Source organism: Rhizobium etli CFN 42, from assembly GCF_000092045.1.
Lineage (GTDB): Bacteria > Pseudomonadota > Alphaproteobacteria > Rhizobiales > Rhizobiaceae > Rhizobium > Rhizobium etli.
On record NC_007765.1, the window covers coordinates 135,119 to 160,527 of the forward strand.

Sequence of the window (25,409 nt, forward strand, 5' to 3'; positions counted from 1 at the left end):
CGATTGGTTACAGAAAAGTGTATGCAATGGTCATGCCAGAATTTATTACATTGATTCTACGATGGAAATTGTCTTTCCATCGCCCGATGTGCCAGAAGTGCATGCAATTTCATCTTGAAATAAGATTAAAAAATATGCATAGCCTATAAAATTGTCTCACATCTGCGTCGTTGGGTTTGAGGTGCTGGTTAAGCCGATGGTGAAGAATGCATTTTTGCTAGATACATCAATAATATATACTGAGATTTGACTTTGCCCGCTTGGGCGGGCATGTGTATGCAACCTTAACAATGTAGAATCATTCCTTGAAGCAAGTCAGGCGCAGAGAAATCATCAGGGCAGGGACGACCGTCGAGCAGATGGTGCGGGCGATTGCCGACATGATCGTGACCGGACAGATGCTGCCTGGCGAGAAGCTCGATGAGGTCTCGCTGGCTGCTCGTTTCGAAGTGTCGCGCACACCGGTGCGCGAGGCGCTCCGTGAACTCGGGGCGATGGGGCTTGTCGACCGGGAGCCGAACCGCAGCGCCGTCGTCACCACCGTGACCGAAACCTATCTGCATTCGATGTTCGAGGCGATGGCGGAACTCGAAGCGATCTGCGCCAGGCTCTCGGCCGAGCGTATGACGGTCGACGAGCGGCGCACGCTGGAGTTGGAGCATAAGGCCTCAATGAGGCTCGTGCATGCCGGCGCGGAAGAGGAGTATTCGGCGCATAACACGGAATTCCACACCCGCCTTTATCGCGGGGCGCATAATGATCACATCTTTGAGATGGTGACGCAGACACGGGCACGGCTCGCCCCATTTCGGCGGGCGCAGTTTCGGCTGCCCGGTCGCTTGGCAAGGTCCTACGAGGAACACGGTCGGATCGTGATGGCAGTCATGCGAGCGGATGGCATCGCTGCCGCACAGGCAGCTTATTCCCACGTGGTGATGGTCAGCGATGCGAGCGCGGTGTTTGCAACAACCGGAGAGCCGAGCGCGCGAGGCACCTGAAATCTTGCAGGCCATCTACGACAAGGCGACAGCCATGGCGGCCGCAACTGCAGCGGCTGCCCTTTATCCATAACGCAGCGAACTTCTTGTTCGCGATCGTCCTCAGGCGTCGAAGCAAAAATATGGCAAATGCGATATCGTCTCGGCCCCACCTCGTCATGAAATCCTGCGGTGGCCGAACCGCCTTGAAGCACTTCGTGCCTCAAGGCCCGCAAGTATCGCCAGCAGAATTTTTTTGAGACGATGCTTCATGCTTTTTTCATTTGATCTGAGACGTAGGCGCGCCAGCCCCCCAATTCCGTGATTTCGCGCGCGCCTTCGATGGCATGAGCCTCGCAGAGAAAACCGGAAATTTGGGAACCGTCATCGAGCGTTACCTTGCCGATGCCGAGTGGAGCCGGGATGTTCTGGACAAAGCGCCCGAAAGCCTCCGGAGTGACGTTCCACACCTCGACTTCGAGACCCTTGCCGTCAAAACCCGGTTCACGGATCAGGCCTGGCTTCGGCGGGACGGTGCCCGGCAGCACGAAGAGGCGGTAATCCGGTGCAGTACGGCAGGATTTGATGCGCCTGCCGCCCGGTCGCGTCAGTTCGTGGTTGAGAGGCATGCCGGTCAGATGCGCCCCGACGACGACGATCGGCACCAAGCCGTCGTCGGCGGGCGGCACGCGGCTCGCCTCGGGGATTGCCGACAGACGGTCCTTGCCCATGCCGGCGTTCGCCGTCCGGTGCATGGCGTCGGCGAATCGGGCAAGGGCATCATCGGTAAAGGCGGGCCCGATCAGGGTCACGCCGGCCGGGAGATGACCATCGGCGTCGAAGCCGGCTGGAACGGCGATCGCCGCGCAGTCGAGCAGATTGACGAAGTTGGTGTACCGGCCGAAATGGCCGTTTTTCACAATCGGATCCGCCAACATTTCTTCGACCGTATAGGTGGTCGGAGAGGTCGGCAGCATCAGGAGATCAGCCTTTTCCCATTCCTTCCCGGTCTTCTGGCGCAGCGCTTCGAGCTTGTATCTGCCTTCGAAGGCGGCGACTGCGTCATAGGCTTTCGCGCCCTCGATGATGGTGCGAACCGTCGGCTCGAAGTCGGTGGCATTGGTGGCAAGAAAATCCTTCACTGCCGCCAGCCGTTCGGCGACCCAGGGGCCATTGTAGAGCAGTTCTGCCGCCTGCCGGAACGGCGCGTAGTCGAAGGCAACGATGGTGGCGCCGAGGTCGCGCGCCCTTTCGATTGCGGCGTCATAGAGAGCCTCGACCTGCCTGTTGCCGAAGAATTCCCGCTCGGCTCCATCGAGCACGCCGATCCGCAAACCGGAGGCGGGCAGGCTGGATGGCACGGCCTTGCGCGAGAACGGATCGGCGGCATCGTAGCCCTCCATCACCTTGCGGATCGTGACGCCGTCGCCGACCGTTGCAGCAAAGACGGTGACGACATCGACGCTGCGGCAGGCCGGCACGACGCCGACATTCGGCACCAGTCCCGGCGTCGGCTTGATGCCGACGAGATTGTTGAAGGCCGCCGGCACACGCCCGGAGCCGGCCGTGTCGGTGCCGAGCGCGAAGCTCGCCAGGCCTGAGGCGACGGCAACTGCCGAGCCGGAGCTCGAGCCGCCCGACACATAGTTCTTGTCGAAGACCGAGCGCGGCGCTCCGTAGGGCGAGCGTGTGCCGTTGAGGCCGGTGGCAAACTGGTCGAGATTGGTCTTGCCGATGACGATCGCGCCCGCAGCCCGCAGCCTCGCAACGACGGTTGCGTCCTTCTCCGGCCGGTAGGAAAAGGTAGGGCAGGCAGCTGTCGTCGGCAGTCCCGCCACGTCGATATTGTCTTTCACCGCGAAGGGAATGCCCCAAAGCGGCAGGCTGTTGGGATCAGGCGCCCGTTCCATCAGAGCTCGTGCCTCGCCCCGCAAGGCTTCATCAGGTGCCGGCGTGATGAAGATAGCGGGATCCGTCGCGTCATTGCGACGGGCAATGACGATCTCGATAATATCGAGCGGGGTTTTGCCTGCCTCATAGGCTGCGCGAAGGCTGGTCAGATCAAGAATGGTCGGCAGCATGGGTCAGCACTCCTCCAGAACAACAATGATATCGCCCGCTTTGACGTTTCGTCCGGGCCCAGCGCGGAGGTCGCGGACACGGCCCGGCGCGTGTGCGGTGACGTTGATTTCCATTTTCATGGATTCGATGATGGCAAGCGTGTCGCCAGCCGCAACCGGTGCGCCCGGCTCGACCAGCAGTTTCCAGATATTGCCGGGCACGGCGCTGGCAACACCGAAGCAGCCTTGGGGAATGTCCCCATCCGGGCTTTCGCCGGTGCCTTCGTCGGTAACGAAGCTGTCGAGGCCCGCCTCCTTCCAGCGCTGGCGTTCGGCGTCGAAGGCGGCCTGCTGGCGTGCCTTGAAGGTCGCGATCGAGGCGGCATTCGCCTGCAATTGCTGCTCATAGGCGGCGTAGGAAAATTCCGTCTCCTCGATCTTGACGGGATAACCGCCATGCGGAAAGGCGCTGCGGGCTTCCGCCAATTCCTGATGGCTGATCGGGAAGAAGCGGATCTGATCGAAAAAGTCGAGCAGCCACGGCTTGCCCTTGGCAAAGACCGGCGTCTGGCGCCAGGTATTCCAGACTTGGATGGTGCGCCCGAAGAGCTGGTAGCCGCCGGGTCCTTCCATGCCGTAGATGCACATATAGGCCCCGCCGATGCCGACGGCATTTTCAGGCGTCCAGGTGCGGGCCGGATTGTACTTCGTCGTTACCAGCCGATGGCGCGGATCGACCGGGGTCGCCACCGGTGCGCCGAGATAGACGTCGCCGAGGCCGAGCACGAGGTAGCTCGCATCGAAGACGACGTCGCGCACCGCCTGTTCGTCTGCCAGCCCGTTGATGCGGCGGATGAACTCGATGTTATCAGGGCACCAGGGCGCATTCGGCCGCACGAGTTCCTGATATTTGCGCATGGCAAGTTCCGCGTCCGGGTCGTTCCAGGAAAGCGGCAGATGCACGATGCGGCTCGGCACCGTGACGTCCTGGGCCGCCGGCAGGCTCGCTTCGATCTCGGCCAGCAGGCCGAGCAGGCTTTTGCGGGTCACCGTCGTGCCGTCATAATGGATCTGCAGCGAGCGGATGCCGGGCGTGAGATCGATGATACCGGGCAGACGGGCCTGCGAGACGGCCTGCATCAGCAGATGCACCCTCAGCCGCAGGGCGATATCGAGCGTCATCGGTCCGTATTCGACCAGCAGATTGTCATCGCCCTGACGGCGATAGACAACGGAGACAGACCCGACGTCACTTTTTGCGATAACCGGCGAGCCGGTCTCTTCCTTCGCCCGATGCACGGCCGGGCCGGCAATCGGATCATCCGATCGCGCGACGGGATGAAAGCGGATGCGATCACCCGGCTTGAACTGGCCCATCTTCCATTGTTCGTCGCGCGCGATCACCGCCGGGCAGACGAAGCCCCCGAGGCTCGGGCCGTCAGGCCCGAGAATGATCGGCATGTCGCCGGTGAAATCGATCGCGCCGATCGCATAGGCATTGTCATGCAGGTTGGAGGGATGGAGGCCCGCCTCCCCGCCATCGCTACGCGCCCATTTCGGCGCGGGACCGATCAGCCGCACGCCGGTGCGGGCGCTGTTGAAATGCACCTCGTAGCTCGTCGAAAACAACGTCTCGATATCGCCGTCCTGAAAGAAATCAGGCGCGCCATGCGGACCGTAGACGACACCGACATCCCATTCGCGCGTCAATTCCAAAGGCTCTGTTGCCGGCTTCGGTGGTTCGGCTGCAGCCTGGCGGGCAAGATGCAGCACATGACCGGTCTTCAGCGTGCCGGTGGCATTGCCGCCGAACTGACCGAGGCCGAAGGTAGCGCGCGAGCCGAGCACGACAGGGGCGGCAAAGCCCCCTGCTACGGCAAGGTAAGCCCGCTGCCCCGGTCCATCGATGCTGCCGATGACGAGGATCTGGCCGGCACGAATGGTCACGGCCTTGCCATGCGGCAATCTCACCCCGTCGACGCTCATCGCCATCCCGGCACCGGCAAGCGCGACCACTATGTCGGTATGGAATTTCAGCACCGGGCCGGAGACCGTCAGCTCCAGCGCTGCAACCATGTCGCCATTGCCGACGAGCCGGTTGGCATGGCGGAAAGAGCGCTCGTCCATCGGCCCGCTCGGCGGCACGCCGACATGCCAGAGGCCAAGCCGGCCCGGCAGTTCCTGAATGCTCGATTGCGCGCCCGGCGCAATCACCTCGATGACATCAGGCACGAAGGAAAAGTCGCGCAGCGCCGTCGTCGCCACCTTTCCGCTCGCCAGAAGCTCGGAGCTCGCGATGGCCCTGAGATAGTCGAGATTGGTCTCGATGCCTGATATCGATGTTTCGCCAAGTGCCGCCTTCAGTTTTTCGATCGCCGCCGTTCGGTCCTCGGCTGACACAATCACTTTGGCGAGCATCGGATCATAGAAGGGCGTGACCTCCGTGCCGGTCTCGATCCAACTGTCGATGCGCGCATCTTGAGTGAAGGACACCTCCGTCAGCAGCCCGGCGCTCGGGCGGAAATCGGCATGCGGCATCTCGGCATAGACGCGCACTTCAATCGCCGCTCCCTTCGGCTGCAGGCTCTCGGCGCCCGAGAGCACGTCCTCGCCGGCCGCCTGACGGATCATCCATTCGACGAGGTCAATGCCGAACACAGCTTCGGTGACGGGATGTTCGACCTGCAGGCGGGTGTTGACCTCAAGGAAGTAGAACTCCTCGCGCTGGGGATCGTAGATGAATTCCACGGTGCCGGCGGATTCGTAGGAGACGGCAGCACCAAGATCGATGGCCGACTTATGCAGGCGGGCGCGGGTCGCGGCCGAAAGGCCGGGGGCCGGAGTTTCCTCGACCACCTTCTGGTTTCGCCGCTGCAGCGAGCAGTCGCGCTCGCCAAGCGCGATGACCTTGCCTTGGCCATTGCCGAAGATCTGCACTTCGACATGCCGCGCCTCGGCCACAAAACGCTCGATATAGACGCGCGCATCGCCGAAGCTTGCCCGCGCCGTACGCTGCACGCTTTCGAAGGACGCCTTCAGGCTTTCGGCATCGGCACAGAGCTGCATCCCGATGCCGCCGCCGCCGGCCGTGCTTTTCAGCATCACGGGATAGCCGATCCGTTCTACCGCAGCGAGCGCTTCATCAGCCCTTGAAAGCAGGCCGGTGCCAGGCAGCAATGGCACGCCGCTCGCCCTGGCGAGTTCGCGCGCCGTATGTTTCAGCCCGAAGGCAGAGAGGTGCTCGGGCCGTGGCCCGATGAAGGCGATGCCTTCGGCGGCGAGGCGCTCGGCGAAACCCATATTTTCCGACAGGAATCCGTAGCCGGGATGAACGGCCTCGGCCCCCGTCGCCTTGCACGCGGCAACGACGGCGTCGACATTCAAATAGCTTTCGCTGGCAGGCGCGGGCCCGAGACGTACTGCTTCATCCGCCATCACGGCAGGCTTGGCGAAGCGGTCGGCATCGGAATAGACAGCAACAGAAGCAATGCCCATCCGACGCAGCGTCTTGATAACGCGGACGGCGATTTCGCCCCGGTTGGCGATCAGGACTTTCTTGAACATGCTCAGTCCTCGCCATCCCAGATCAGCACCCGGATCGGCGTCGGGTCGAAGCCGTTGCACGGGTTGTTGATCTGCGGGCAGTTGGAGATGACGCAGAGGACGTCCATCTCCGCGACGAGCTCGACATAATCGCCCGGCGCGGAAATGCCGTCGACGATGGTCATCTCGCCGGTCGGCTTGATCGGCACGTTCATGAAGAAGTTGATGTTCGGCACGATGTCACGTTTGCCCATGCCGTGTTTCGAAACTTCGAGGACGAAATTGTCGCGGCAGGCATGCAGGTATTTCGTGCCATGGCCGAAACGCACCGTATTGCTCTCGCAGGAGCAGGCGCCGGCGGACGTATCATGGCGGCCACAGCTGTCAGCCGTCATGGTCAGCATGACATTGCCTTCATTCGACATGATCTTCGTGCCGATGCCGATATAGGCGGCGCCCTGCATGCGCATTGTATCCTGATTGGAATAGCGCTCCGAAAAATCGTCGGCGCGATAGAAGAGCGTGTCGATCGCCTGCTGGCCAAGACTGTCTTCGATGCGGATCGTCTGGCCCTTGCGCACGACGCCGGACCATGGGGCTTCGGCCGGAATGAAATGATCCTGCACAGCGTTTTGAATAGTACGGGCAGGGGAGGTCTGGATGAAATCGGACATCGTCTTCTCCTCAGGCCTGCATCAGAGTGTTGTTTTCGAAACCCCGCACGGCTTCCGCCGTTGCCGTGCGGCAAAGATCATCGGCAGCCGGGGCTGCCGCCTTGTAGCGGGTGATGACGACAGGCTTCGGCTGATAGGCGGGATCGGGATCGAGCGGATGCGGGCAGGTGGAAAAGCCGACCAGCATGTCCATCTCAGCGCGCAGCTCGACGTAATCGCCGCTGTTAGAGCGCTTGCCCTGCCAGCCGAAACCTCCGGCCTCGGCCAGGCGGACGGGTGCGAAGAGGTTGAGGATGCCGGGTATATCGCGCCTGTCGAGGCCGAGCTTGACGGCAATGATGATCAGGTTGTCCCGGGTGTTTCGCGTTTTTTCGCCCGGATATTTCGCTGCGTTCGAGGCGGCCGTCGAGCCGCCCATCAGGCAGTCATGGGCGCCGGAACTATCCTCGATGATCGAGAACATGACGCGGCCCATATCCGAGAAGATCACCCGCCCCTTGCCAAGTGCGGTCGTCCACTGGACCTTGGCGGTATCGACGAGATTGATCCGCTCGCTCGTATCCTCGGCATTCCAGGCGACGAGCGCCACGGTGGAATTTCCCTCGCCCTGGTCGATTCGGATCGCCTCGCCGCGCAGAAGTTTCGTCGACCAGTACCAGCCGCCCGGAATGGTCTCCTGATGGATGATCGCGGCGGCAGCGATGGCCGATGCCGGCACTGGGCTTGGGCCGGGCAGGGTCTTAGGCGCAAATTCCAGACCCTTTTTTTGGTGCTCCTCGTAACGCGCGCGATTGGCGGCAATTTCTTCGGGCGATCGTCTCACATGCATCATAGCGTCTCTCCTGATGATGCCAGGTCGTCCCGGCTGTGCCCCAGGGAAGCGACCGGGCCGTCCCGGTCGGGGCTGAAGATCGATGACTGGCCGGCAAGGCGCGGCGGCCAGATAGCAATGTCCTTGGTGATGGTGGCGCCGTAGCGCTCCTTCTCTTCCGGCCGGTCACGGCGGCGTTCGAAGGCGACGACGCGGCTGGCCAACGTGAAAGCTTCACGCATGTCGTGGGTGACCATGACGACGGTCATCTGCGTTTCATGCCAGAGCCGCTTCATCAGCGTGTGGATCTCGGCGCGGATGCCGGGATCGAGCGCGCCGAAGGGTTCATCGAGCAGCAGCACCTTCGGCTTCATGATGAGCGCCTGGGCGAGCGCCAGGCGCTGCTGCATGCCGCCGGAAAGCTGGGCCGGATATTTGTCCTGCGAACCGGCGAGCCCGACCTCGGCGATCAACTGGCGTGCTTCCTCAATGGCGTTGCGGCGTGCGGCACCGAAGAGCTTGGCCTTGTAGCGCGCGCCGGAAAACTCCCTGCCGAGCAGCACGTTGCCGAGCACCGTCAGGTGCGGAAAGACGGAATAGCGCTGGAAGACGACGCCGCGATCCGGTCCCGGCTCCGGCGGCAGCGGCTCGCCGTCGAGCAGGATCTTGCCCTTCGTCGGCTGCTCCTGGCCGAGCAGCATGCGCAGGAAGGTGGTCTTGCCACAGCCGGAAGGGCCGACAAGGGCGACGAAGGCGCGCGAGGCGACGGTCAAGGACACGTCTTCAAGTACAATCTGGTCCCCATATTCCTTCCAGACCTTTTCGATCTTCAACTCGCTCATGCCTGCTTCTCCAGTTCCGACCAGGGGAAGACGGCGATGCGCAGGCGATCGAGCAGGGCGTTCATGACCACCGCAAGCAGGGTGATCCAGACGACATAGGGAAAGATGATATCCATCGAGAGATAGCGGCGGACGAGGAAGATGCGGTAGCCGAGGCCGGAGTCGGAAGAGATTGCCTCGGCCGCAATCAGGAACAGCCAGGCCGGACCGAGTTGCAGCCTGAGGCAGGTGATCAGCCGCGGCAAGATCTGCGGCAGCACGATACGCAGACCGATCTGCCAGGAGGAACCGCCGAGCGTCTCCGCCTTGACGATCTGTTCGCGCGGCAGTTCCAGCGCCTTCAGAGCCAGATCGCGGATCATCGTCGGCGCGACACCGATGACAATGAGGGCGATCTTCGATGTTTCGCCAAGCCCCATGACGATGAAGAGGATCGGCAGCAGCGCCAGTGGCGGCACCATGGAAATGACGGCGATGAAGGGAGCGAGCAGCGCTCTGAGATAAGGCAGCATGCCGATCAGCATGCCGATGATGAGCGCTATCGCCGTCGAGATGCCGAGGCCGGAGAGCAGGCGGACCAGGCTCGCGCCGGTGTCCGACCAGAGCAGAAACTCGCCGGTACGCGGCTCGGCGACGAAGGCCAGACGGTTGATCGCATCGGCAAAGCCGGCAAGGCTCGGCAGAAGCTTGTCATTGGCGTTATCAGCCAGTCGCGCGGCCGAGCCGAAGGCATAGGCAAGGGCAAGCAGCACGAAGGGCAGCATCGTCAGGGCGAACTGGGCGCCGCGGCTCGGCCTCGTGTTGATCCAACGCATGGGAAATGCTCCGCTTATGAAGGGAGGGAGCGCGGGCAGGCCGCGCCCGCGTTCAGAGCAAACCGTCGGCGGCTGCCTTCATGTAGGCCTCGGTGAAGCGCAGCTTCACATTGCCGGGGTCGCCCAGCACCTTGCCGTCCGGCATTTCGATGCCGATGACGTCGGCGGATGGCGCGCCGTTGCCGAGCAGTCCCTTCTCGAAAAGGAAGTTGCGCACCAGATCCATGGTCTCCGGCAGATTGGGCGAAGCGGTGAAAGCAACCGCATCAGCCGGCTTGTCGAAGAGCTTGGTGGCGGCAAGCTGGGCTTCGAAGCCGGCAAGATCGGTGCCCGAAGCCGAGCCCATGGCCTCGCGGGCTGCCTTGCCTTCGGCGGTGTCTGCCCGCAGCAGTGCGGCCGTCTCATACCAGATGCCGGCAAGCGCCTTGCCGAAGTTCGGATTGTCCTTGAGTACGCTGCTATTGGCGACCATCAGGTCGATGATTTCGCCCGGCACCTGCGAACTATCGAACACCTTCTTGGCCGAGGGATCTTCGAGGATGGTGGAGACCAGCGGATTCCACGTGACGACGGCAGAGACGTCAGGCGTCTTATAGGCTGCGACCATGTCGGCATCGGAGGTGTTGACCACCTTCACGTCACGTTCCGTCAGCTTGATGCTTTCGAGCGCGCGGACGAGCAGGTAGTGCGAGACGGAGAACTCGACGAGATTGACGTTCTGGCCCTTGATATCGGCAAGGCTTGCCTTGTCCTTCAGGATCACGGCGTCATTGCCGTTCGAAAAGTCGCCGACGATCACGGCAGTCGTATCGACGCCGCCGGCGGCCGGGATCGACAGCCCGTCCATATTGGTCAGCGTCACCGCATCGAAGGCGCCAGCCGTGTACTGGTTCATCGATTCCACATAGTCGTTGAACTGGGTGACGTCGATCTTGATGCCGTATTTGTCAGCCCATTTCTTGACGATGCCGTGGTCGGCCGCGTAACCCCAAGGCATCCAGCCGACATAGATGGACCAGGCGACCTTGAATTCCGTCTTCTGTTCCGCCTCTGCGACTGAGGCAAGCCCAAGCATCAGCGATACCGCCAGCGCTGTGGTAGAAACAATCTTCGAAAAAGTCTGCATTGAAATTCCCCTTCTGCTTTTCTTCAAAAGGGATCGGCAAAGACCATCGTGCCGCCAATCCCTTGGCTTACGAGGTCTCCCGGGCTTTTGTCCCGCCGTGCACCCGACGGGTTTTCTCCTCCGCCGGTGGTGGCTCTCGGACCAGTCGCGCTTCAGAAAAACGCCGGAACCCTAGCCACCAACTCAGCATATTACATGCAAGAGGAGTGCCAGCTTATAACATGTTGATTTTTCTAGCCTCCGCTCCCCGATTGCCTATTACTGTGTACACTTTGCGGCATTTGCTAAATTTTTGAGCAGCGGTCAGCGCGGCGCGTGTCGGTCCTTTCGATGACCCGGCACATCCGTGCGCCGGCACCGTGTCTGTCCTTGACTGGGCCGGAACGGGTCTTTGCTTGCACCGATCACATCGGGGAGCCCTGCATTTGCATAAGCCTCGGTAATGGTTCGGATTTACTGTGGGTGACCCTTGACGATACAATTTTTGGAAGCCCTCCAATTGCCTTGGAAGTCACCAAACTTGCTTTTTTACAGTCAGGGGAATATTTTTATTTGGCCGGCAATAAATCGTCCAACCAGTACTATCTGCGGTGGAGCTATGCCCGAGTTTCACGGAAAGAACCGCCTTGCGGCTATACTGCTGATCTTCCTGACGGCATTGGTCTTTTTCGGGCTTGAACAGCCCGCTGTCGCCGCATCCGGTGACCAGGATGGCCGGCGGGTTGCCTTGATCGTCGGCAACTCCGTTTATAAGACGCTGCCTTCATTGCCCAATCCTGCCAATGATGTCCAGGAAGTCGCGAACACGCTGCGCAGAGCCGGTTTCGACGTGACGATCGGCATCAATGTCGATCGCATCGGACTTGAGAACACGGTGCGCAGCTTCCTGCGCTCGGCCAATAATGCAGAGGCCGGTCTCATCTATTATTCCGGCCACGGCATCCAGGTCGGCGGACAGAATTTCATCGTGCCGGTCGATGCGACGCTGGAAACGCCCTATGACGTCGAGACGCAGACCATGCCGCTCGATCTCATCCTGAACCACCTCAAGCAGAATTCGCGCGTGCAGCTGATCTTTCTCGATGCCTGCCGCAACAACCCGTTCAATGCGCAGAAATTCTGGATGGCGGAAAAGCTGGAACCGGTCGGCGCCACGCGCGGGCTGGCCCGCATCGACAGCGATCTCGGCAGCCTGATTGCCTTCTCGACGGAGCCGGGCCAGGTGGCGCTCGATGGCGAGGGGGCGCTGAGTCCCTATTCAGAATCCTTCATCAAGCGCGCCAGCGAGCCGAACAAGGAAATCCGCCAGGTCCTGACCGATGTGCGCCGCGACGTGATCGCGATGACCAATGGCAAGCAGGTCCCCTGGGAGAATTCCTCGCTGATGGACAGCTTCTATTTCATCCCGGCGCCGCCGCCGCCGAGCGTCGAGCCGATGCAGCAGGTGAGCGTACCGGAAGGGGCGGCCGCGACCAAACTGCCGATCGCCCCGCCGCATGACGAAACCGGCTCGGCGCTGCTCGTCACCCTGAACCAGCTTCCCCAGACCGGCAAGCTCAGCGTCGACGGCAAGCCGGTGGACCAGGGTGCCAAGATGCCGGCCGCGGCGCTGACGGCGCTGAGCTATGATTCATCGGGCGTTGCCGCCGGAACGGTCGGACTGATCGGCTATACGGTCAGCGATCCTTATGGCCAGGCGACGCAGGGCGTCGTCGCCATCACCGTCTCGGCGGATGCCGGCGCCAAGCTCGCCCAGCTCGAACACGAAAAGCAGGCGCGGCTTGCCGATGCCGACGCCTATCTGAAAGCGCTGCCGCGCCAGGTCGACACGACGATCGGCGTCGGTCCCGTCGAATCCCGCCTGCCTGAAGTACCGGCATCGGCTGCGGAAATGACCTTCAAGGTCGCGGCCCTGCCCGACAAGGGCACGCTGCGTGCCGGAGATCGGGTGATCGGGCCCGGTCACGTGCTCGAAGCAGCCGATATTCCGGCTCTTTCCTACGAGCCGCAGATCGGTACCGAAAACGAGCCTTTCGCGCTGACGCTGCAAGCCGCCAACGACGACCTGCAGCCCGCCACCATCACCTTCAAACCGACGCTCGACGCCTGCGATACCGAAGCCGCCGCACCGCTCGACCTGCAGGGTGTGACGGCGGGCAAGCTGCCGAATGAAATCGATCCCGCCGTCGCGCTCGCTGCCTGCGCTGATGCGGTGAAGGCCTATCCCAAAGTTGCCCGCTTCGTTTATCAGCTCGGTCGCGCCCAGCTTGCCAACCGCGACGCCAAGACGGCCTTTGCGACGATCAAGAAGGCGATGGATGCCGGCCATGTCAGGGCGATTTCCGAACTCGCCGCGCTCTATCTCGTCGGAGCGTCCGTCCCGGAAAATCTCGGCAAATCGAGCGAGATAGCCGCCATCGGCGCGAAGAAGGGGGATCCCTACGCGCTCTATGCCTATGGCAAAAGCCTCTATTATGGCCGCGGTGTGAAAGCCGACACTGAGGAAGGCCTTAAGCTGATGCTCCAGGCAGCCGACCTCGGCCACACCTATGCAATGAACGAACTTGGCTACATCTTCTCGAACGGGGTCAACGTCCCACCCGACATGGAACGCGGCATTCGCTTTTACGAGTCGGGCCTCAAGAGAAACGACATATATTCGATGAACAGCCTCGGGATGATCTATCGCGCAGGCAAGGGCGTGCCGCAGGACCTCGAAAAGGCGCTGGAGCTCTTCAAAAAGGCAGCGGACGGCGGTCAGCCTTATGCCCCGCGGAACATCGGCCTTATGTACAGAGACGGCGTAGGGGTGGCTAAAGACGAGGCTGCAGCCCTCTCCTGGCTGGAAATGGGGGCCGAGCGCGGCGATTATTGGAGCGCGCTCGAGCGGGCCAAGATGGCCAAGGCCGACGGTTCGGATGCTGACAGCCTTGTGACCGCCGCTCACTATTTCGCTCTTGCAAGCGCACTGAACAGGCCCGGAACCGGCGACCCCAAAAAGCAATCCGACAAGGAGCTCGCATCCTTGCCGGAGCCTGCCAAAAAGAAGGCCGCAGAGGCGTTTTCGGCCGAATTGACCGCGCAGGAACTGAAGGCTCTGCCGAAGACGAAGTCACTCAACGCGAGGCTGACGCTTCTTGCGAAGGCGACGTGGGCAAAGCGAAATCCGCGATATGATCTTTTTTAAACGGTGTTCCGGGGGCGCCTGACATGACCAGCAAAGTCTTCATCCGTGTACTCCTCTGCTCGACCTTCATCGCCGGCTCCGGCGTCATACTGCAGGGCTGCATCTTTGACCCCGGCGGCAAGACGCTCTTCGCCACTCAGGAGCCGGCGCAGCCGGCCCGCAAAAAGGCGCCGACCGTCAAAAGGGTCGTCGCCAAGAGTGACGACCGGGAGTCGACTTTTGCTCGTTCGGACAAAGATTCCAGCTCAGGCAGCTCATCCGGAATGGGCGGCGGCTCCGACAGCGGTAGTTCCGGCAGTGACTCCGGCGGCAGCGACGCCGGCGGCGATCCCGGCGGCGGCGATCCTGGTTGGTCCGATCGCCGTCTGAAGACGGATATTCGTCGCCTCGGCACGTCCCCTGCCGGCATCCCGATCTATGCATTCCGCTACATCTGGGGCGGGCCGCTCTTTGTCGGTACGATGGCGCAAGACCTGCTGCTGATCAGGCCGGATGTCCTGTCTCAGGATGCAACTGGATACTACATGGTGGACTATGCCAGGCTCGATATCAGAATGATTTCGATAGCGGATGAGCTTTCGCTGGCTTCGCCAGCGGCAGCCGCTGCCGTCGCGGCGCTTTCGGTCGACGCTGCAAAGACGCAGCCTTTGATCGGACTTGCGGAATTCGTGCTGTAACAGTTGGCAATCTGATCCAAACGGCCGTGCTGGACGCAACGTTTGTTTGCGCCCAGCCGCAATACTGCGCCCTGCAGCCACCCGGCCGTTCAGCCATCCAACCCCTTGAAGCGCACAGGCTGATAGCCGCGCAGCAGCAGGCTGCCGAGAGAATAGGTGTTGCGGCAGACGCGGCCCTTGCAGGCGTTGGGCGTTGCCTCCATCACTTCCACTTTGCGGTCGTCGGTGAAGCGCATGAACAGCATGACATGTGAACCCGGCCGGTTCAGTGCGTCGCCCGGCTGCAGCGACCAGGGATCGGCAAGCCGCCTGGTGATGCCAGGGATCGCCCGCGTCGAGACATGCATCTTCAGACCCCAGGCTTCGCTGACGAAGCCGGAGCAGTCGACGCCGAGAATATTGGTTTGCGGTGCGCTCTTGGTGCAGACGTTGCCGGCCGTCTGGCCGTCGATGACGCCATTGGTAAAATCCTCGAGCGGCGTCTTGCAGCCCCAGCAATAGGGCACGCCCTTCACCGTCTGGCCGCGTTTGCCGATCAAATAGAACGGCCGGCGCAGCCGGTTCATGTTGACGCAAGCCGGTCCCGGATCCCTGCCATAGGCCGCCGGCGTCACCAGCCAGTTCAGCGTCTCGAAGCCGATCGCCCGCTCGATGACGTCGCCGCGCGATTTCGGCAGGATCGCCACCTTCGGCAGCTTTCCGGGTCTGACCGCAATTGCCGGCTTGGCCGGCTTGGCAACGGCGAGCTTGCGGCCAGGCGCGCGGCCCTCGAGTTTCAGCACCTGCGCCCGGCTTTCCCCGGATCGCAGAAAAAGCACGTCGCCGCGCGGACCGATCGCCACGAACCGCCTGGCAAAGACGGTGCCGGCTTCGATCGGCAGATCGTAGACGCGGTCCGTCATGCCGTTCGGGGTGAAGCGCACCACCAGCATGCCCGTCCGTTCCGGCCGGTCGGCGGGCACGAGTTCGGCCAGGACATAGGGTCTGCCCGTGGTGTCGATGTCGAGCAGTTCGACGGTGCCGATGCGGTTTTCCCCAGTGAGCTGAAGCGAGAGGAAATTCTCCTCCGAGCTCGCACGTCGCAGCAGGATTTCCGCCTTGTCGTTCGCAGCCGAGACTTCCGCAACGATATCGCCGAGCCCGCGGCTCGGCACGTATTGAACAACAGGCGGGCGGGCTTGCGGCCGGCTGGTGCTGCGGCCGATCTCGTCGATGATGCTGTTCAGCGGGCCGGGCGGCACCGAGCCCATCGAGGCGAAGACCGAGCGGGTGTAGTCGTCGGCATCGCCGCCGTCGATGGCGCGCAGGGTCTGCGAGCGGCCATCGGCGCCGGTGGAGCGCTCGAGCGGCACGATGCCGTCGGACCAGAGGTAGAGTTCGTTGTGGACGACGGCGAGATCCTCCGGCGCCGTATTCTCCGGCAGCGGCAGGATCTCGGGATCGGCCTGCGAGCGTTCGCCGTCGACGGCGAGCACGCGGCCATTGTTCTGGTCGAGTATGTAGACGGTGCCGTCGTCGCCGACGGTAATCGCCGCCGGCCCGGACGCCTCGACTTCCTCATTGGCGGAGATGATGCCGACCGAACGGGCGCCGTCGCCGCTCGGAAGCTCGATCATCACAGAGTCTTTTGCGAGGACAGGCCAGGCGATTGCGATCGCTGCGGCCATCAGAATGTGCGAGCTGAAACTGCGCATTGCCGTGAACCCCGGAACAGGATCATTTTGGCCATGTGGGCCTCAATCTGAAGCCTGTTCACAATTAAAGAGTGAGAGAATGATGTCGTCCGAAAACCGTTCACAACTTTCGGCATCATCCCCTTATGACCGTCAAGTCCTTAAAATGTTAGGATAGAAGCGGCTCGTCAGCAAGGCGTTGCTTTCCAAACGATTTGGAGATCGGCGTCGGCGATAGTACAACTTCATCGTCTTGAAGTTTTATTGGCAGGGAAGCCTATGCTGGATAACGGTGACGAACTGGCGCTCGATGTCAGTCTGTTGGAGCAAGTGCGCGCGGCAAGGATCGGCTTCTCTGATCGCGTCTGCGCCGCCTCGGCCAGCAAGGATGAGAAACATCTGGCCCAGTTGCGCTCCGAGCCGACCTATCTGATGGCCGAGTTTCTCTATTCGATGAAGGTCTTCGGCATCAACACGGCTGACGATATCGAGCGCTTCGCCGACCTGCACAATGATTACGTGGTGTCGCTCACCCGCGATCCGGCCAAGCTGCAGCGCCTCGGGCTTTCGCAGGAGCGGGCGCTGGCCTCGATGTTCACCGCCGACACCAAGCCGCGGCTGATCCAGAATTGGGCTGAGAAAGCGGGCGCCATCGATCAGTCCAATCTCGCCCGTTTCCTGGTCGCCGTCATGTCGAGCGAGACCTGCCGCAAGACGCTGATCGATTTCGAGACGGCCGGCTTCATGCAGCGCAAGCGCTCGCCCTATGGCACCATGGTGGTCTGGTCGACCGGCAGGATCGAGGAAATTTTCGGCGAAATGCTGCGCAATCTCCGCCTCGCGTTGCAGCAGCTGAAGATACTCTGACCTCTCTCCAGCCGATTTCACCCCTCCCAATCGATTGGCGCCGAGCGCCGTTGCCTTCCATCGGGCCTCTCCCTATTGTCGTTCTAGAGCAATTCCAGCAAAAGCGTGCAGCGGTTTTGCGTTCGGAATTGCGTGAAAACATAGAGATAGAGATTCGAAGAAAAACGGAACTGCTCTAGTCGCGCGATGGCGCCCCTTGGACGGATGTGACGACGATGACGAAATCACGGCTCATAAGCTTGTCGATCGGCTTGGCTCTGGCGCTTGGGATGCCCGGTCTCGGGTTTGCCGGGCCGGTTGAGGATGCGCTTGCGGCGCGAAACCCCGCGCTTGCGGCGCTGCGCCAGCATGATGAAAAGGCCTTTGCCGCCGCCGTTGCTGTTATCGCCGACCATGAACGCGCCGAGGGGCTGACGCCGGGCCAAGGCAAGCTGCCGCAGACGACATCGCCCGGCCGCGACATGGGCTCGGGCTCCGGCAAGGAATTCACATCGGACAATCCGGATATTCTCTGGCTCTACAATTCCTCGCCGGAGGGAATGAGCGACCTGATCTCGATTCTGAAATCCGCCGGCCAAAGGCCGAAGAACTAACCGTCATTCCCTGGTCGGGTCCGACTATAAATGGAGGCCGGATATTTTCGGCCGCGAGTCTTGTCGCGCCTTCGCCTTCGCACGATCTTTCCGGCTCCAAATAATTTGTAACCCTCCCTCAAGCAAGACAGGCAAGACCATCCCAATTTCACCGGTCGGTGCTATTCTCATCTTCAGCACAGTGTGAGATTGTTCGAAGGGGGAGGTTCCGATGCTCAGCCGCAAAGCCATCCTAGCCGCAGCCACATGTCTTTCGCTTTTTTCGCCGATCCCCGAGGTCGGGGCGCAGAACGAACGCACGCTGACGGAAGCGCCGGCTCAGAGCGGGCCGGTCAGCATCACCTTCGATCGCGCCGAGGCGAGATACGCCGTCGGCGAAGTCGTCGGCCTCTTCATCCAGTCGAGCGAGAATGCCTATGTCACGGTGCTGAACGTCTCGCCGAACGGCTCCGTCACCAAGCTCTTCCCGAACAAGTACCAGACCGACGCCCTTGTCGCCGCCGGCCAGCGCGTGCAGGTGCCGGATCCGGCCAGCGGCGCCAGGCTGCAGGTTTCGGGCCCGGTCGGGCAGGAGCAGATCAAGGTCTTCTATTCCTCCAAGCCGCTGACGATCTTCGCCGATCTCGGCGGCAGCGGCAGCGGCATGTTCCGCTCGATCGACGGCGGCATGGATGCCGTTTCCCGCAGCCTCGAAGAAGCCCGCAGCCTGGGCACCAAGATCAGCAGCAAGACGCTGACGCTGACCACCGTCGACAGCACGGCGGCCCTGCCGCCTCCCGCCGTCCCGCCCGTCGCCGCCGTTCCCGCCGCAAAACCCGCGCCGGTCGAACAGGCGGCAAAGCCGCCCGTTGCACCGAAACCGCCGGCCGCTCCGAAGCCGAAGCCGGCCGTCAAACCCGAGGTCGCCAAGAAGCCTGAGGTGATCGAAAAACCGAAGCCCGCGCCGAAACCCGTCGAACAGGCGACGACCCAGCCGCCGAAAAAATACAAGATCGTCACCAATTTGGCGCCCGGCCAGGAGCTGGCCGCCGATGAGCTGCAGCTGCTCGGCCCGGCCGACACCACCGCCTCCACCCGCCCCAGCCAATATAAACAACCGAGCCAATATCAGCAGCCGTATAAGCAGCCGTCCCAGTCTGCCCAGACCAAGATGCCGAAGCTGCCGATGCCGCAGATCAAGATGCCGCAATTCAAGCTTCCTGGCGGTTTCAGCATCAAGATGCCGCCGCTGAGCTTCGGCCGTTCCGCCGAACCCGGCCACGCCGGCGAGGAGATCGAGGTGGCCAATGCCGATACGCCCGCCTGCAACGCCCTGCTCGACAAGCTGAACACCGCCGTTGCCGCCAAGGACATCACCGCTGCTGCTTCCGAGGCAGATGCCATTGCCGTCAGCGCCGATTGCGGCCAGTTCCAGGTCAACGCCCAGCGCCGCGTCGCAGCCCTCAGGCTCGCCGCCGCCCAGGAGATGATGGCGGCCAACAAGCCGGTCACCGAGTATGAACCGCTGCTCGTCGCCGCCGACAGCCCGCAGGTGCTCTGGCAGGCCTCCGCCACGCTCGGTGAGATCTATTTCTCCGCCCGCCGCTTCGCCGATGCCGCCGCCGATTACCAGCAGGCGATCGAGATCATCAAGAACGAGACCCGCACGCCGAAGGCGCCGCCGGCCGAGACCATCTCCGATCTCATCCAGCGCGCCGCCCAGGCCCGCATCCTTGCCGCCAATCCCACCAGCGACAATCCGCAGGGCAGCTTCGTGCCGGCCGAGAAGGATCACCGCAGCGGCGTGCTCGGGGGCATCTATTCGGAAAATGTGCGCGGCATCGTGCCGGTCTCCATCCCGGTGCCGATTACCTTCGATTTCGACAAATCGACCTTCACCTCAATCGGCACCGAAGCCGCTGAGGAACTGCTGGAAGCGCTGAAGGAGCAGAAGCCCGGTCGCGTCATCCTCATCGGCCATACCGATCGCAAAGGCGGCGACGACTATAATCAGAAGCTCTCCGAGCGCCGCGCCCAGGCCGTTGCCGATTTCCTGAAAAACCACGGCATCGACGCCACGATCGATGCCGAAGGCCGCGGCGCCTCCGAACCGGTTGACGTGACCGCCACCGCCAATCTCACCGAAGACGATATCGACGCGCTCAACCGCCGCGTCGAATGGCGCCGCGAATAGAGGGGGCGAGGGGAACCGGCCATGTCCACATTCGCTCCCATGGCCGCCGCACTCGCCCTTCTTGCTCTGGCGGGCACCGATAGCCTCGCCAGGACGATCGAAGCGCCCGAGCGCGGCACGGTCAGAGCCGTTCTGATCGGCATCGATCTCTATCGCAATGTCCCGCCGCTGCACGGCGCCGTCGCCGATGCCGAGGATCTTTCCCTGTCGCTGCGCTCGCTCGGCGTCGAGGACATGACGCTCTTGAAGAACGGCGCAGCCGACCGCCAGGGCATCTTCGATGCGATCGGCGCCGTCACGCAAAGGGCGGGCGAGGGCGATCTCGTCGTGCTCGGCATCGCCGGCCACGGATCGAGCGAGCCGGAACGCGTCAAAGGATCGAAGCCCAGCGGCCGCGATGAGGTCTATGTGCTGGCCGGCTTCGATACCAGGCTGCCGGGATCGCGCGAGCGCATCTTCGGCGACGAATTCAAGGTGCTGATCCATAGGCTGGAGCAAAAAGGCGCCGAGGTGCTGTTCATCGCCGATACCTGCCATGCCGGCGGCATGACCCGCAACGTTGATCCGCGCGGCGCCGAGATCACCTGGCGCCAGGCGCCCTCCTACACGATCGAGGAGGATGACCTCGCGCCGATTTCGACGACAACAGACGCCCTCTCCACCGGCTTCGACTACAAGCGACTGACCTTCCTCGCCGCCGTCGACGACAACACCAAATCGCCGGAAATAACAATTCCCGGCATCGCTGAGAAGCGCGGGGCGCTGAGTTATGCTACCGCCCGCGCTTTCGAAGGTGCGGCCGACCGCAACGGCGATGGCACTGTGACCCGCCGCGAGCTGTTCGAATATGTCCGCCAGTCGGTCTATCAGTTCACCGACCAGCGCCAGAACATCTTCACGCAAAGCCCGCCCGGGGCGGATCTCGACCACGCCGTTGTCTATGCCTATGACAAAGCAGGCCCGGCGGAAACTCAGAAATCGAACGTGCTGCCACCGCCGCCCGAGCCTGCCCCGATCACCGTTGCCGCCCTCGGTTCCGAGCCGGTACTGCAGGGTGTCGATCCGGCCGTCACGCCGTTCAACTTGACGGACGGCGCCCATGCCGAGCTCGTCTTCGATCCGCAAAAGCGCGAGGCGATCGCCGGCGGCGATGTCGTCGCCTCCGAAGTCGGCGCCGGCGACATGCCCTTCGTCGTCGACCGGATGGCGGCGCTCGACACGCTGAAGCGGCTATCGGAGACCAACCCGCAAACCGTGCGGGTGACACCGTCCGACAAGGTCCATCGCGACGGCGAGCGCGTCGGCGTCACGGTGTCCGATCTTGCCGGGCGCAAGCTCGTGCTGTTCGACGTCACCGGCGATGGCACCGTGCAGTTCCTCTATCCCGGCGAAAGGGAAGCCGATGCCGAGATGTCTGCAACCTTCGATCTCGACCTTTCCGTCGTCGCTCCCTTCGGCACCGACCTGCTCGTCGCCGTCAGCTCCGATCAGCCGATGCCTGGTCTGGTCGAATTCCTGAAACAGAACGACAGGCGCCGCACCGCCGGCAACATCGCCAGACACCTCGGCGAACTTCTGCCCGAGGGCGCACGCGTCGGATTTACGGTCCTCTATACCTCCGCCGGAGCCAGGCTATGAGCACGTCGATCAGTAGGGTCCTCAACATTGCGGCCGTCCTCCTGCTTCTGGCCGCTCCTGCCCTGGCGCAGCAGGACACGGATTTTGCCGGCGAGGATGGCGGCCGGGTGATCGGCGGCCAGGCGGCGAAAAAAGGCGAATGGCCCTGGCAGGTGAAGATCCTGGCGCCCGATCCCGAGCAGCGCGGCCGCTTCGGCGGTCATTGCGGCGGCTCGCTGATCTCGCCGCGCTGGATTCTGACCGCCGCCCATTGCGTCACCAGCGGCCGTTCCGGCAAGCAGGATCTCTTCGCCCGCGACCTGCTGATCGTCGAGGGAAAGTCGAAGATCGACAAGGTGATCTCCGTCGACGGCCCCGATAAGCCCGGTCTGTCGGTCGAAGACGTGATCATTCACGAGGATTTCGACCGCAAGGTCTTTGCCAACGACATCGCCCTCATCAAGCTCGCCGAACCCGCCGTGTCGAAACCGGCAATCCTCGCCTCGGCTTCGGACGAGGCCGTGGAAAGCCCCGGACACACCGCCGTCGTCACCGGCTGGGGTTACACCAAGGCCGATCACGGCTGGGATGACAAATACCTGCCGACCGAACTGCAGGAGGTCGAGCTGCCGCTTGTCTCGCGCGAGGATTGCCGCGCCTCCTATCGCGAGAGCTCGATGCGCATGAACCCGATCGACGAGCGCAATGTCTGCGCCGGCTATGCCGAGGGCGGCAAGGATGCCTGCCAGGGCGATAGCGGCGGGCCGCTGGTCGCGCAGCGCCCCGACAAGCGCTGGATCCAGCTCGGCATCGTCAGCTGGGGCGCCGGCTGCGCCGAGGCCGAGCATTACGGCGTCTACACCCGCGTCGCCGCCTTCCGCGATTGGATCGCCGCCAAGACGGACGGCGACGTGCCGAACGCGCCCGACACCTCAGCTGCTTCCGCCGGCGACCAGGTGGCGGCGATCGGCACCAAGCGCCGGCCTGCTCCCAGCGAGACGGCGGCCGGGACGAAGCAAAAACAGACTGCGGCCGCACAGATGGAGGCCAACCTTGCGATCACCACGCCGCCCGACGGCACGAACGCGCCTGCGGGAACGACGGAGACTCCACCGGCCGCTTCGCCCGACGGCAGCCAGCCCGAGGTTCAGGCGCCGGCCGCCGAGCTGCCGATGGCCGTGCGTTCTCCCGGCGACCGTGCGCTGCTGATCGGCATCGACGATTACGAGATGCGCGAGGCGAAGCTGACGGGCTCGGTCGACGATGTGAAGGCGATGCAGCTCTTCCTGGTCAAGACGGTCGGCTACCGTCCCGAACAGATCCACACGCTCACCAACCGCAAGGCTAGCCGCGCGGCGATCCTTGCCGAGATCGACGACTGGCTCGTGCGCCAGTCTGAGACCGGCAGCCGTGTCTTTCTCTATTTCAGCGGCCAGGGCTCCGAGGAAATGGGCGCCGAGGCGACGACGAGCCCGACGCTGGTTGCCGCCGATGCCAAGCTGGTGCGGGACGGCGGCAAGGTGACCGTCACCAACCAGATCCGCGAGACCGAAATCGCCGCCCGGCTGAACAGCCTCAAGGACCGCCGCGTCACGCTGCTGATCGATGCCTGCCATGTCGGCCCCGGCAGCCGCAGCGCGGTCGCCGCACCCGCCGGCGGCACGGTGCGCTGCCTCGGCCCGGCTTTGGCGTCGCTGCAGCCGCCGAACCGCTCCGGCAAGGAGGCGAAATTCTCCTTCGGCGGCGAAACGGCGATGGTCTGGTCGGCGGTCAATGCAGGCCAATGGGCGCTGGTCGATACCGAGGCTAAACCGCCGCTCGGCGTCTTCACCCGCCGTTTCATCGAGGGCGTGCAGGAAGGGGTGGCGCGCGCTTCCGACAAGCCTGAGGTCAGCAATGCCGCCCTGCTCGATTATGTCAGGCGCAAATCGGACGAATATTGCCGGGCGCATTCTGAGGACTGCCGCTTCACACCGGTGCCGCAATTCTACGGCCTGCCGGATGCGCTCGGCCGCGACGTCGTTACCGGCGAGGAGGCAAAGACGCCGGTCGCCGCCGTCGAAAATACGTTGAAGACCGACAATGAGGCGGGTGTTGCCGTCGACGTGCTGCCCGGCACTTCGGTCAGCATCGGCGACAAGGTGGCGATGCGCGTCTCCACCAAGAAATCAGGTTACCTGATCCTCGTCGATATCGACGCGGCGGGCAAGCTGACGCAGCTCTATCCGAACAAACGCTCGATGGGCCTGAAACCGACTGCCAAGGGCGGCGACAACCGGCTCGACCCGGCCCGGCCCGTGGTCGTGCCCGATGCCCGCAATCCCTATATCGGCTTCGAATATGTGGTGGAGGGGCCGGCCGGCGTCGGCATGGTCGTCGCCATCCTCAGCGACAAGCCGATCGAAGTGCTCGACCTGCCAGACGTGCCGACGCCGCTCGTCGGCCAGCGCGCTGCCTTCAACTATGTCTACGACCTCGCCCGAAGCCTCAGGATCGTCGGCGACGACGAGACCGGCGTCCAGGGCAAATGGTCGTTCGATTCCAAATTCTATCGCATCCGCTGAAAGAGGAGCGAATGATGTCGAAATCTCTTCTGCTGACGGGCCTCGCCGCTTCCCTGATGGCGCTGGCGCCCGCCCACGCGGGCGATGCTACAGACACCGGGGCGGTGCTTGCCGCCCAGGCCGGGCTTGCCGTCGACCTGATCGACCGCACGCTGGCGAAGGAAGGGGCGGCCAACATCATGGTGTCGCCGGCAAGCCTTGCCGCCGCGCTCGGTCTCGCAAGCCTCGGCGCCTCGGACGCGGGCAAGGGGGCGATCGCCAGGGGGCTGGGTTTCGGCGATGCGGTCAAGGGGCCGGAGAAGGTGCTCGACGAGATGAACCCGAAGACGCCGCCGGCGGCGGATGCGCCGCTCGCATCAGGCGTTGCGATCGTCTTCGACGACAAGCTGGCGCTCGTTCCCGATGCTCTCTCTATGCTGGCCGAGCACCGCATCAGGCCGTCGATCGAGGATCTCGATCAGCCCCAATCCGTCGAGCACATCAATGGCTGGGTCAGGCAGGCGACGCGCGACGCCATTCCGGCGATCCTGGAAACGCCGCCAGGCGGCGGCTTCATCAGCCTCGGGGCGCTCTCCTTCAAAGCCCGCTGGAAAACCGCCTTCGAGTCCGCAAGTCCGGCAGCCCCGTTCCGGCGGCCGGACGGCTCGACGGTCTCGGTGCCGATGATGCATCTTGTCGGCGACGGCCAGAAATTCCGCGTCGACGATCGTTTCGCAGCCGTCGACCTCGCCTATTCAGGTGAAACCTACCGCATGGTGGTGATCGCGGCGCGCTCGGAAAAGGGCGTCGGCGGCGCCGATCTCAAGACCCTTGCCTCCTGGCTTCAGGGCGAGAAATTCGAACCCGCCAAGGGCGAAATCTTCCTGCCCCGCTTTTCCCTCAACGACGGGCGTGATTTGATGCCGACACTCCATGCGATGGGCCTTTCGCCGGAAAAAGCGAGCGATGCGGCTTTTCCCGGGTTCACCACGGAAAACATCAGCTTGTCGCGCGTTCTGCAGAAGACGATGATCAAGGTCGATGAGAACGGCACGGAAGCGGCGGCGGCAACGGCCGTGGTCACCGAACGGAGCATCGATCCGAAACTGGTGCGGGTGAGCGCGGATGCCCGTTTCGCCTTCGCGCTCCGCGATACGAAGACCGGCCTCTTTCTCGCCGCCGGCCTGATCGGCGATCCGCTTCTGGCGGGTGAATGACATGCGCTTTGAAG

17 protein-coding genes and 1 riboswitch are annotated in these 25,409 nt (G+C 63.0%); of the genes, 9 read left to right on the forward strand and 8 right to left on the reverse strand.

All coding sequences use genetic code 11. From position 1 onward, the window contains the following. Positions 1-305 precede the first annotated feature (305 nt). Entirely contained in the window at positions 306-998 is a 693-nt protein-coding gene (locus tag RHE_RS24620; protein ID WP_041679057.1) for a GntR family transcriptional regulator, read from the forward strand. A gap of 248 nt (positions 999-1,246) precedes the next feature. Here RHE_RS24620 and atzF read toward each other — a convergent pair whose 3' ends face one another. The 7 genes from atzF to RHE_RS24655 are packed head-to-tail and all read right to left on the reverse strand — an operon-like array spanning position 1,247 to position 10,848. Next, positions 1,247-3,058 carry an allophanate hydrolase gene (gene atzF, locus RHE_RS24625; protein WP_011427974.1) on the reverse strand — a complete coding sequence of 604 codons (1,812 nt, stop codon included), beginning with the start codon at positions 3,056-3,058 and terminating at the stop codon, positions 1,247-1,249. Between the two features lie 3 nt (positions 3,059-3,061). Then, a complete protein-coding gene (uca, locus tag RHE_RS24630; protein WP_011427975.1) occupies positions 3,062-6,601 on the reverse strand; it encodes an urea carboxylase in 3,540 nt (1,179 codons plus the stop codon). A 2-nt stretch (positions 6,602-6,603) separates the two neighbouring features. Next, a complete protein-coding gene (locus tag RHE_RS24635) occupies positions 6,604-7,254 on the reverse strand; it encodes an urea amidolyase associated protein UAAP2 (RefSeq protein ID WP_011427976.1) in 651 nt (216 codons plus the stop codon). A 10-nt stretch (positions 7,255-7,264) separates the two neighbouring features. Beyond that, positions 7,265-8,086: an urea amidolyase associated protein UAAP1 gene (locus RHE_RS24640; protein WP_011427977.1), complete on the reverse strand. Its 822-nt coding sequence runs from the start codon at positions 8,084-8,086 to the stop codon at positions 7,265-7,267. Beyond that, the gene (locus RHE_RS24645) at positions 8,083-8,907 is read right to left on the reverse strand and encodes an ABC transporter ATP-binding protein (RefSeq protein WP_011427978.1); all 825 of its coding nucleotides are present in this window, start codon (positions 8,905-8,907) and stop codon (positions 8,083-8,085) included. Before RHE_RS24645 ends, RHE_RS24640 begins: the two co-directional genes overlap by 4 nt. Then, positions 8,904-9,722: an ABC transporter permease gene (locus RHE_RS24650; RefSeq protein WP_011427979.1), complete on the reverse strand. Its 819-nt coding sequence runs from the start codon at positions 9,720-9,722 to the stop codon at positions 8,904-8,906. The genes RHE_RS24645 and RHE_RS24650 overlap by 4 nt, the downstream gene beginning before the upstream one ends. Before the next feature lie 52 nt (positions 9,723-9,774). Continuing rightward, positions 9,775-10,848 (reverse strand): putative urea ABC transporter substrate-binding protein, encoded by a 1,074-nt coding sequence (locus RHE_RS24655; protein WP_011427980.1) that lies wholly within the window; start codon positions 10,846-10,848, stop codon positions 9,775-9,777. A 74-nt stretch (positions 10,849-10,922) separates the two neighbouring features. Then, positions 10,923-11,034: riboswitch (guanidine-I (ykkC/yxkD leader) on the reverse strand. A 412-nt stretch (positions 11,035-11,446) separates the two neighbouring features. Between RHE_RS24655 and RHE_RS24660 the strand changes: the two genes are divergently transcribed. Both RHE_RS24660 and RHE_RS34135 read left to right on the forward strand, forming a co-directional pair. Next, positions 11,447-14,035, forward strand: coding sequence for a caspase family protein (locus tag RHE_RS24660; RefSeq protein ID WP_011427981.1), 2,589 nt, complete (start codon positions 11,447-11,449; stop codon positions 14,033-14,035). Positions 14,036-14,058: 23 nt separating this feature from the next. After that, positions 14,059-14,712 carry a tail fiber domain-containing protein gene (locus tag RHE_RS34135; protein ID WP_011427982.1) on the forward strand — a complete coding sequence of 218 codons (654 nt, stop codon included), beginning with the start codon at positions 14,059-14,061 and terminating at the stop codon, positions 14,710-14,712. An 89-nt stretch (positions 14,713-14,801) separates the two neighbouring features. Here the strand turns inward: RHE_RS34135 and RHE_RS24670 are convergent, their stop codons facing one another. Continuing rightward, a complete protein-coding gene (locus RHE_RS24670) occupies positions 14,802-16,406 on the reverse strand; it encodes an NHL repeat-containing protein (protein WP_011427983.1) in 1,605 nt (534 codons plus the stop codon). 258 nt (positions 16,407-16,664) lie between these two features. Between RHE_RS24670 and RHE_RS24675 the strand changes: the two genes are divergently transcribed. From RHE_RS24675 to RHE_RS24700, 6 genes are all read left to right on the forward strand, one after another. Next, on the forward strand, positions 16,665-17,252 hold the full coding sequence (locus tag RHE_RS24675; RefSeq protein WP_020923018.1) for a hypothetical protein: 588 nt from the start codon (positions 16,665-16,667) through the stop codon (positions 17,250-17,252). A gap of 215 nt (positions 17,253-17,467) precedes the next feature. Next, a complete protein-coding gene (locus tag RHE_RS24680; protein WP_042119838.1) occupies positions 17,468-17,845 on the forward strand; it encodes a hypothetical protein in 378 nt (125 codons plus the stop codon). A 211-nt stretch (positions 17,846-18,056) separates the two neighbouring features. Then, complete coding sequence (locus tag RHE_RS24685) at positions 18,057-20,018, forward strand: DUF4384 domain-containing protein (RefSeq protein WP_011427986.1); 1,962 nt, start codon at positions 18,057-18,059, stop codon at positions 20,016-20,018. A gap of 21 nt (positions 20,019-20,039) precedes the next feature. After that, positions 20,040-21,656 (forward strand): caspase family protein, encoded by a 1,617-nt coding sequence (locus RHE_RS24690; RefSeq protein WP_011427987.1) that lies wholly within the window; start codon positions 20,040-20,042, stop codon positions 21,654-21,656. Beyond that, entirely contained in the window at positions 21,653-24,199 is a 2,547-nt protein-coding gene (locus tag RHE_RS24695; protein ID WP_011427988.1) for a trypsin-like serine protease, read from the forward strand. The genes RHE_RS24690 and RHE_RS24695 overlap by 4 nt, the downstream gene beginning before the upstream one ends. A gap of 14 nt (positions 24,200-24,213) precedes the next feature. Continuing rightward, positions 24,214-25,395 carry a serpin family protein gene (locus RHE_RS24700; RefSeq protein WP_011427989.1) on the forward strand — a complete coding sequence of 394 codons (1,182 nt, stop codon included), beginning with the start codon at positions 24,214-24,216 and terminating at the stop codon, positions 25,393-25,395. Positions 25,396-25,409 lie beyond the last annotated feature (14 nt).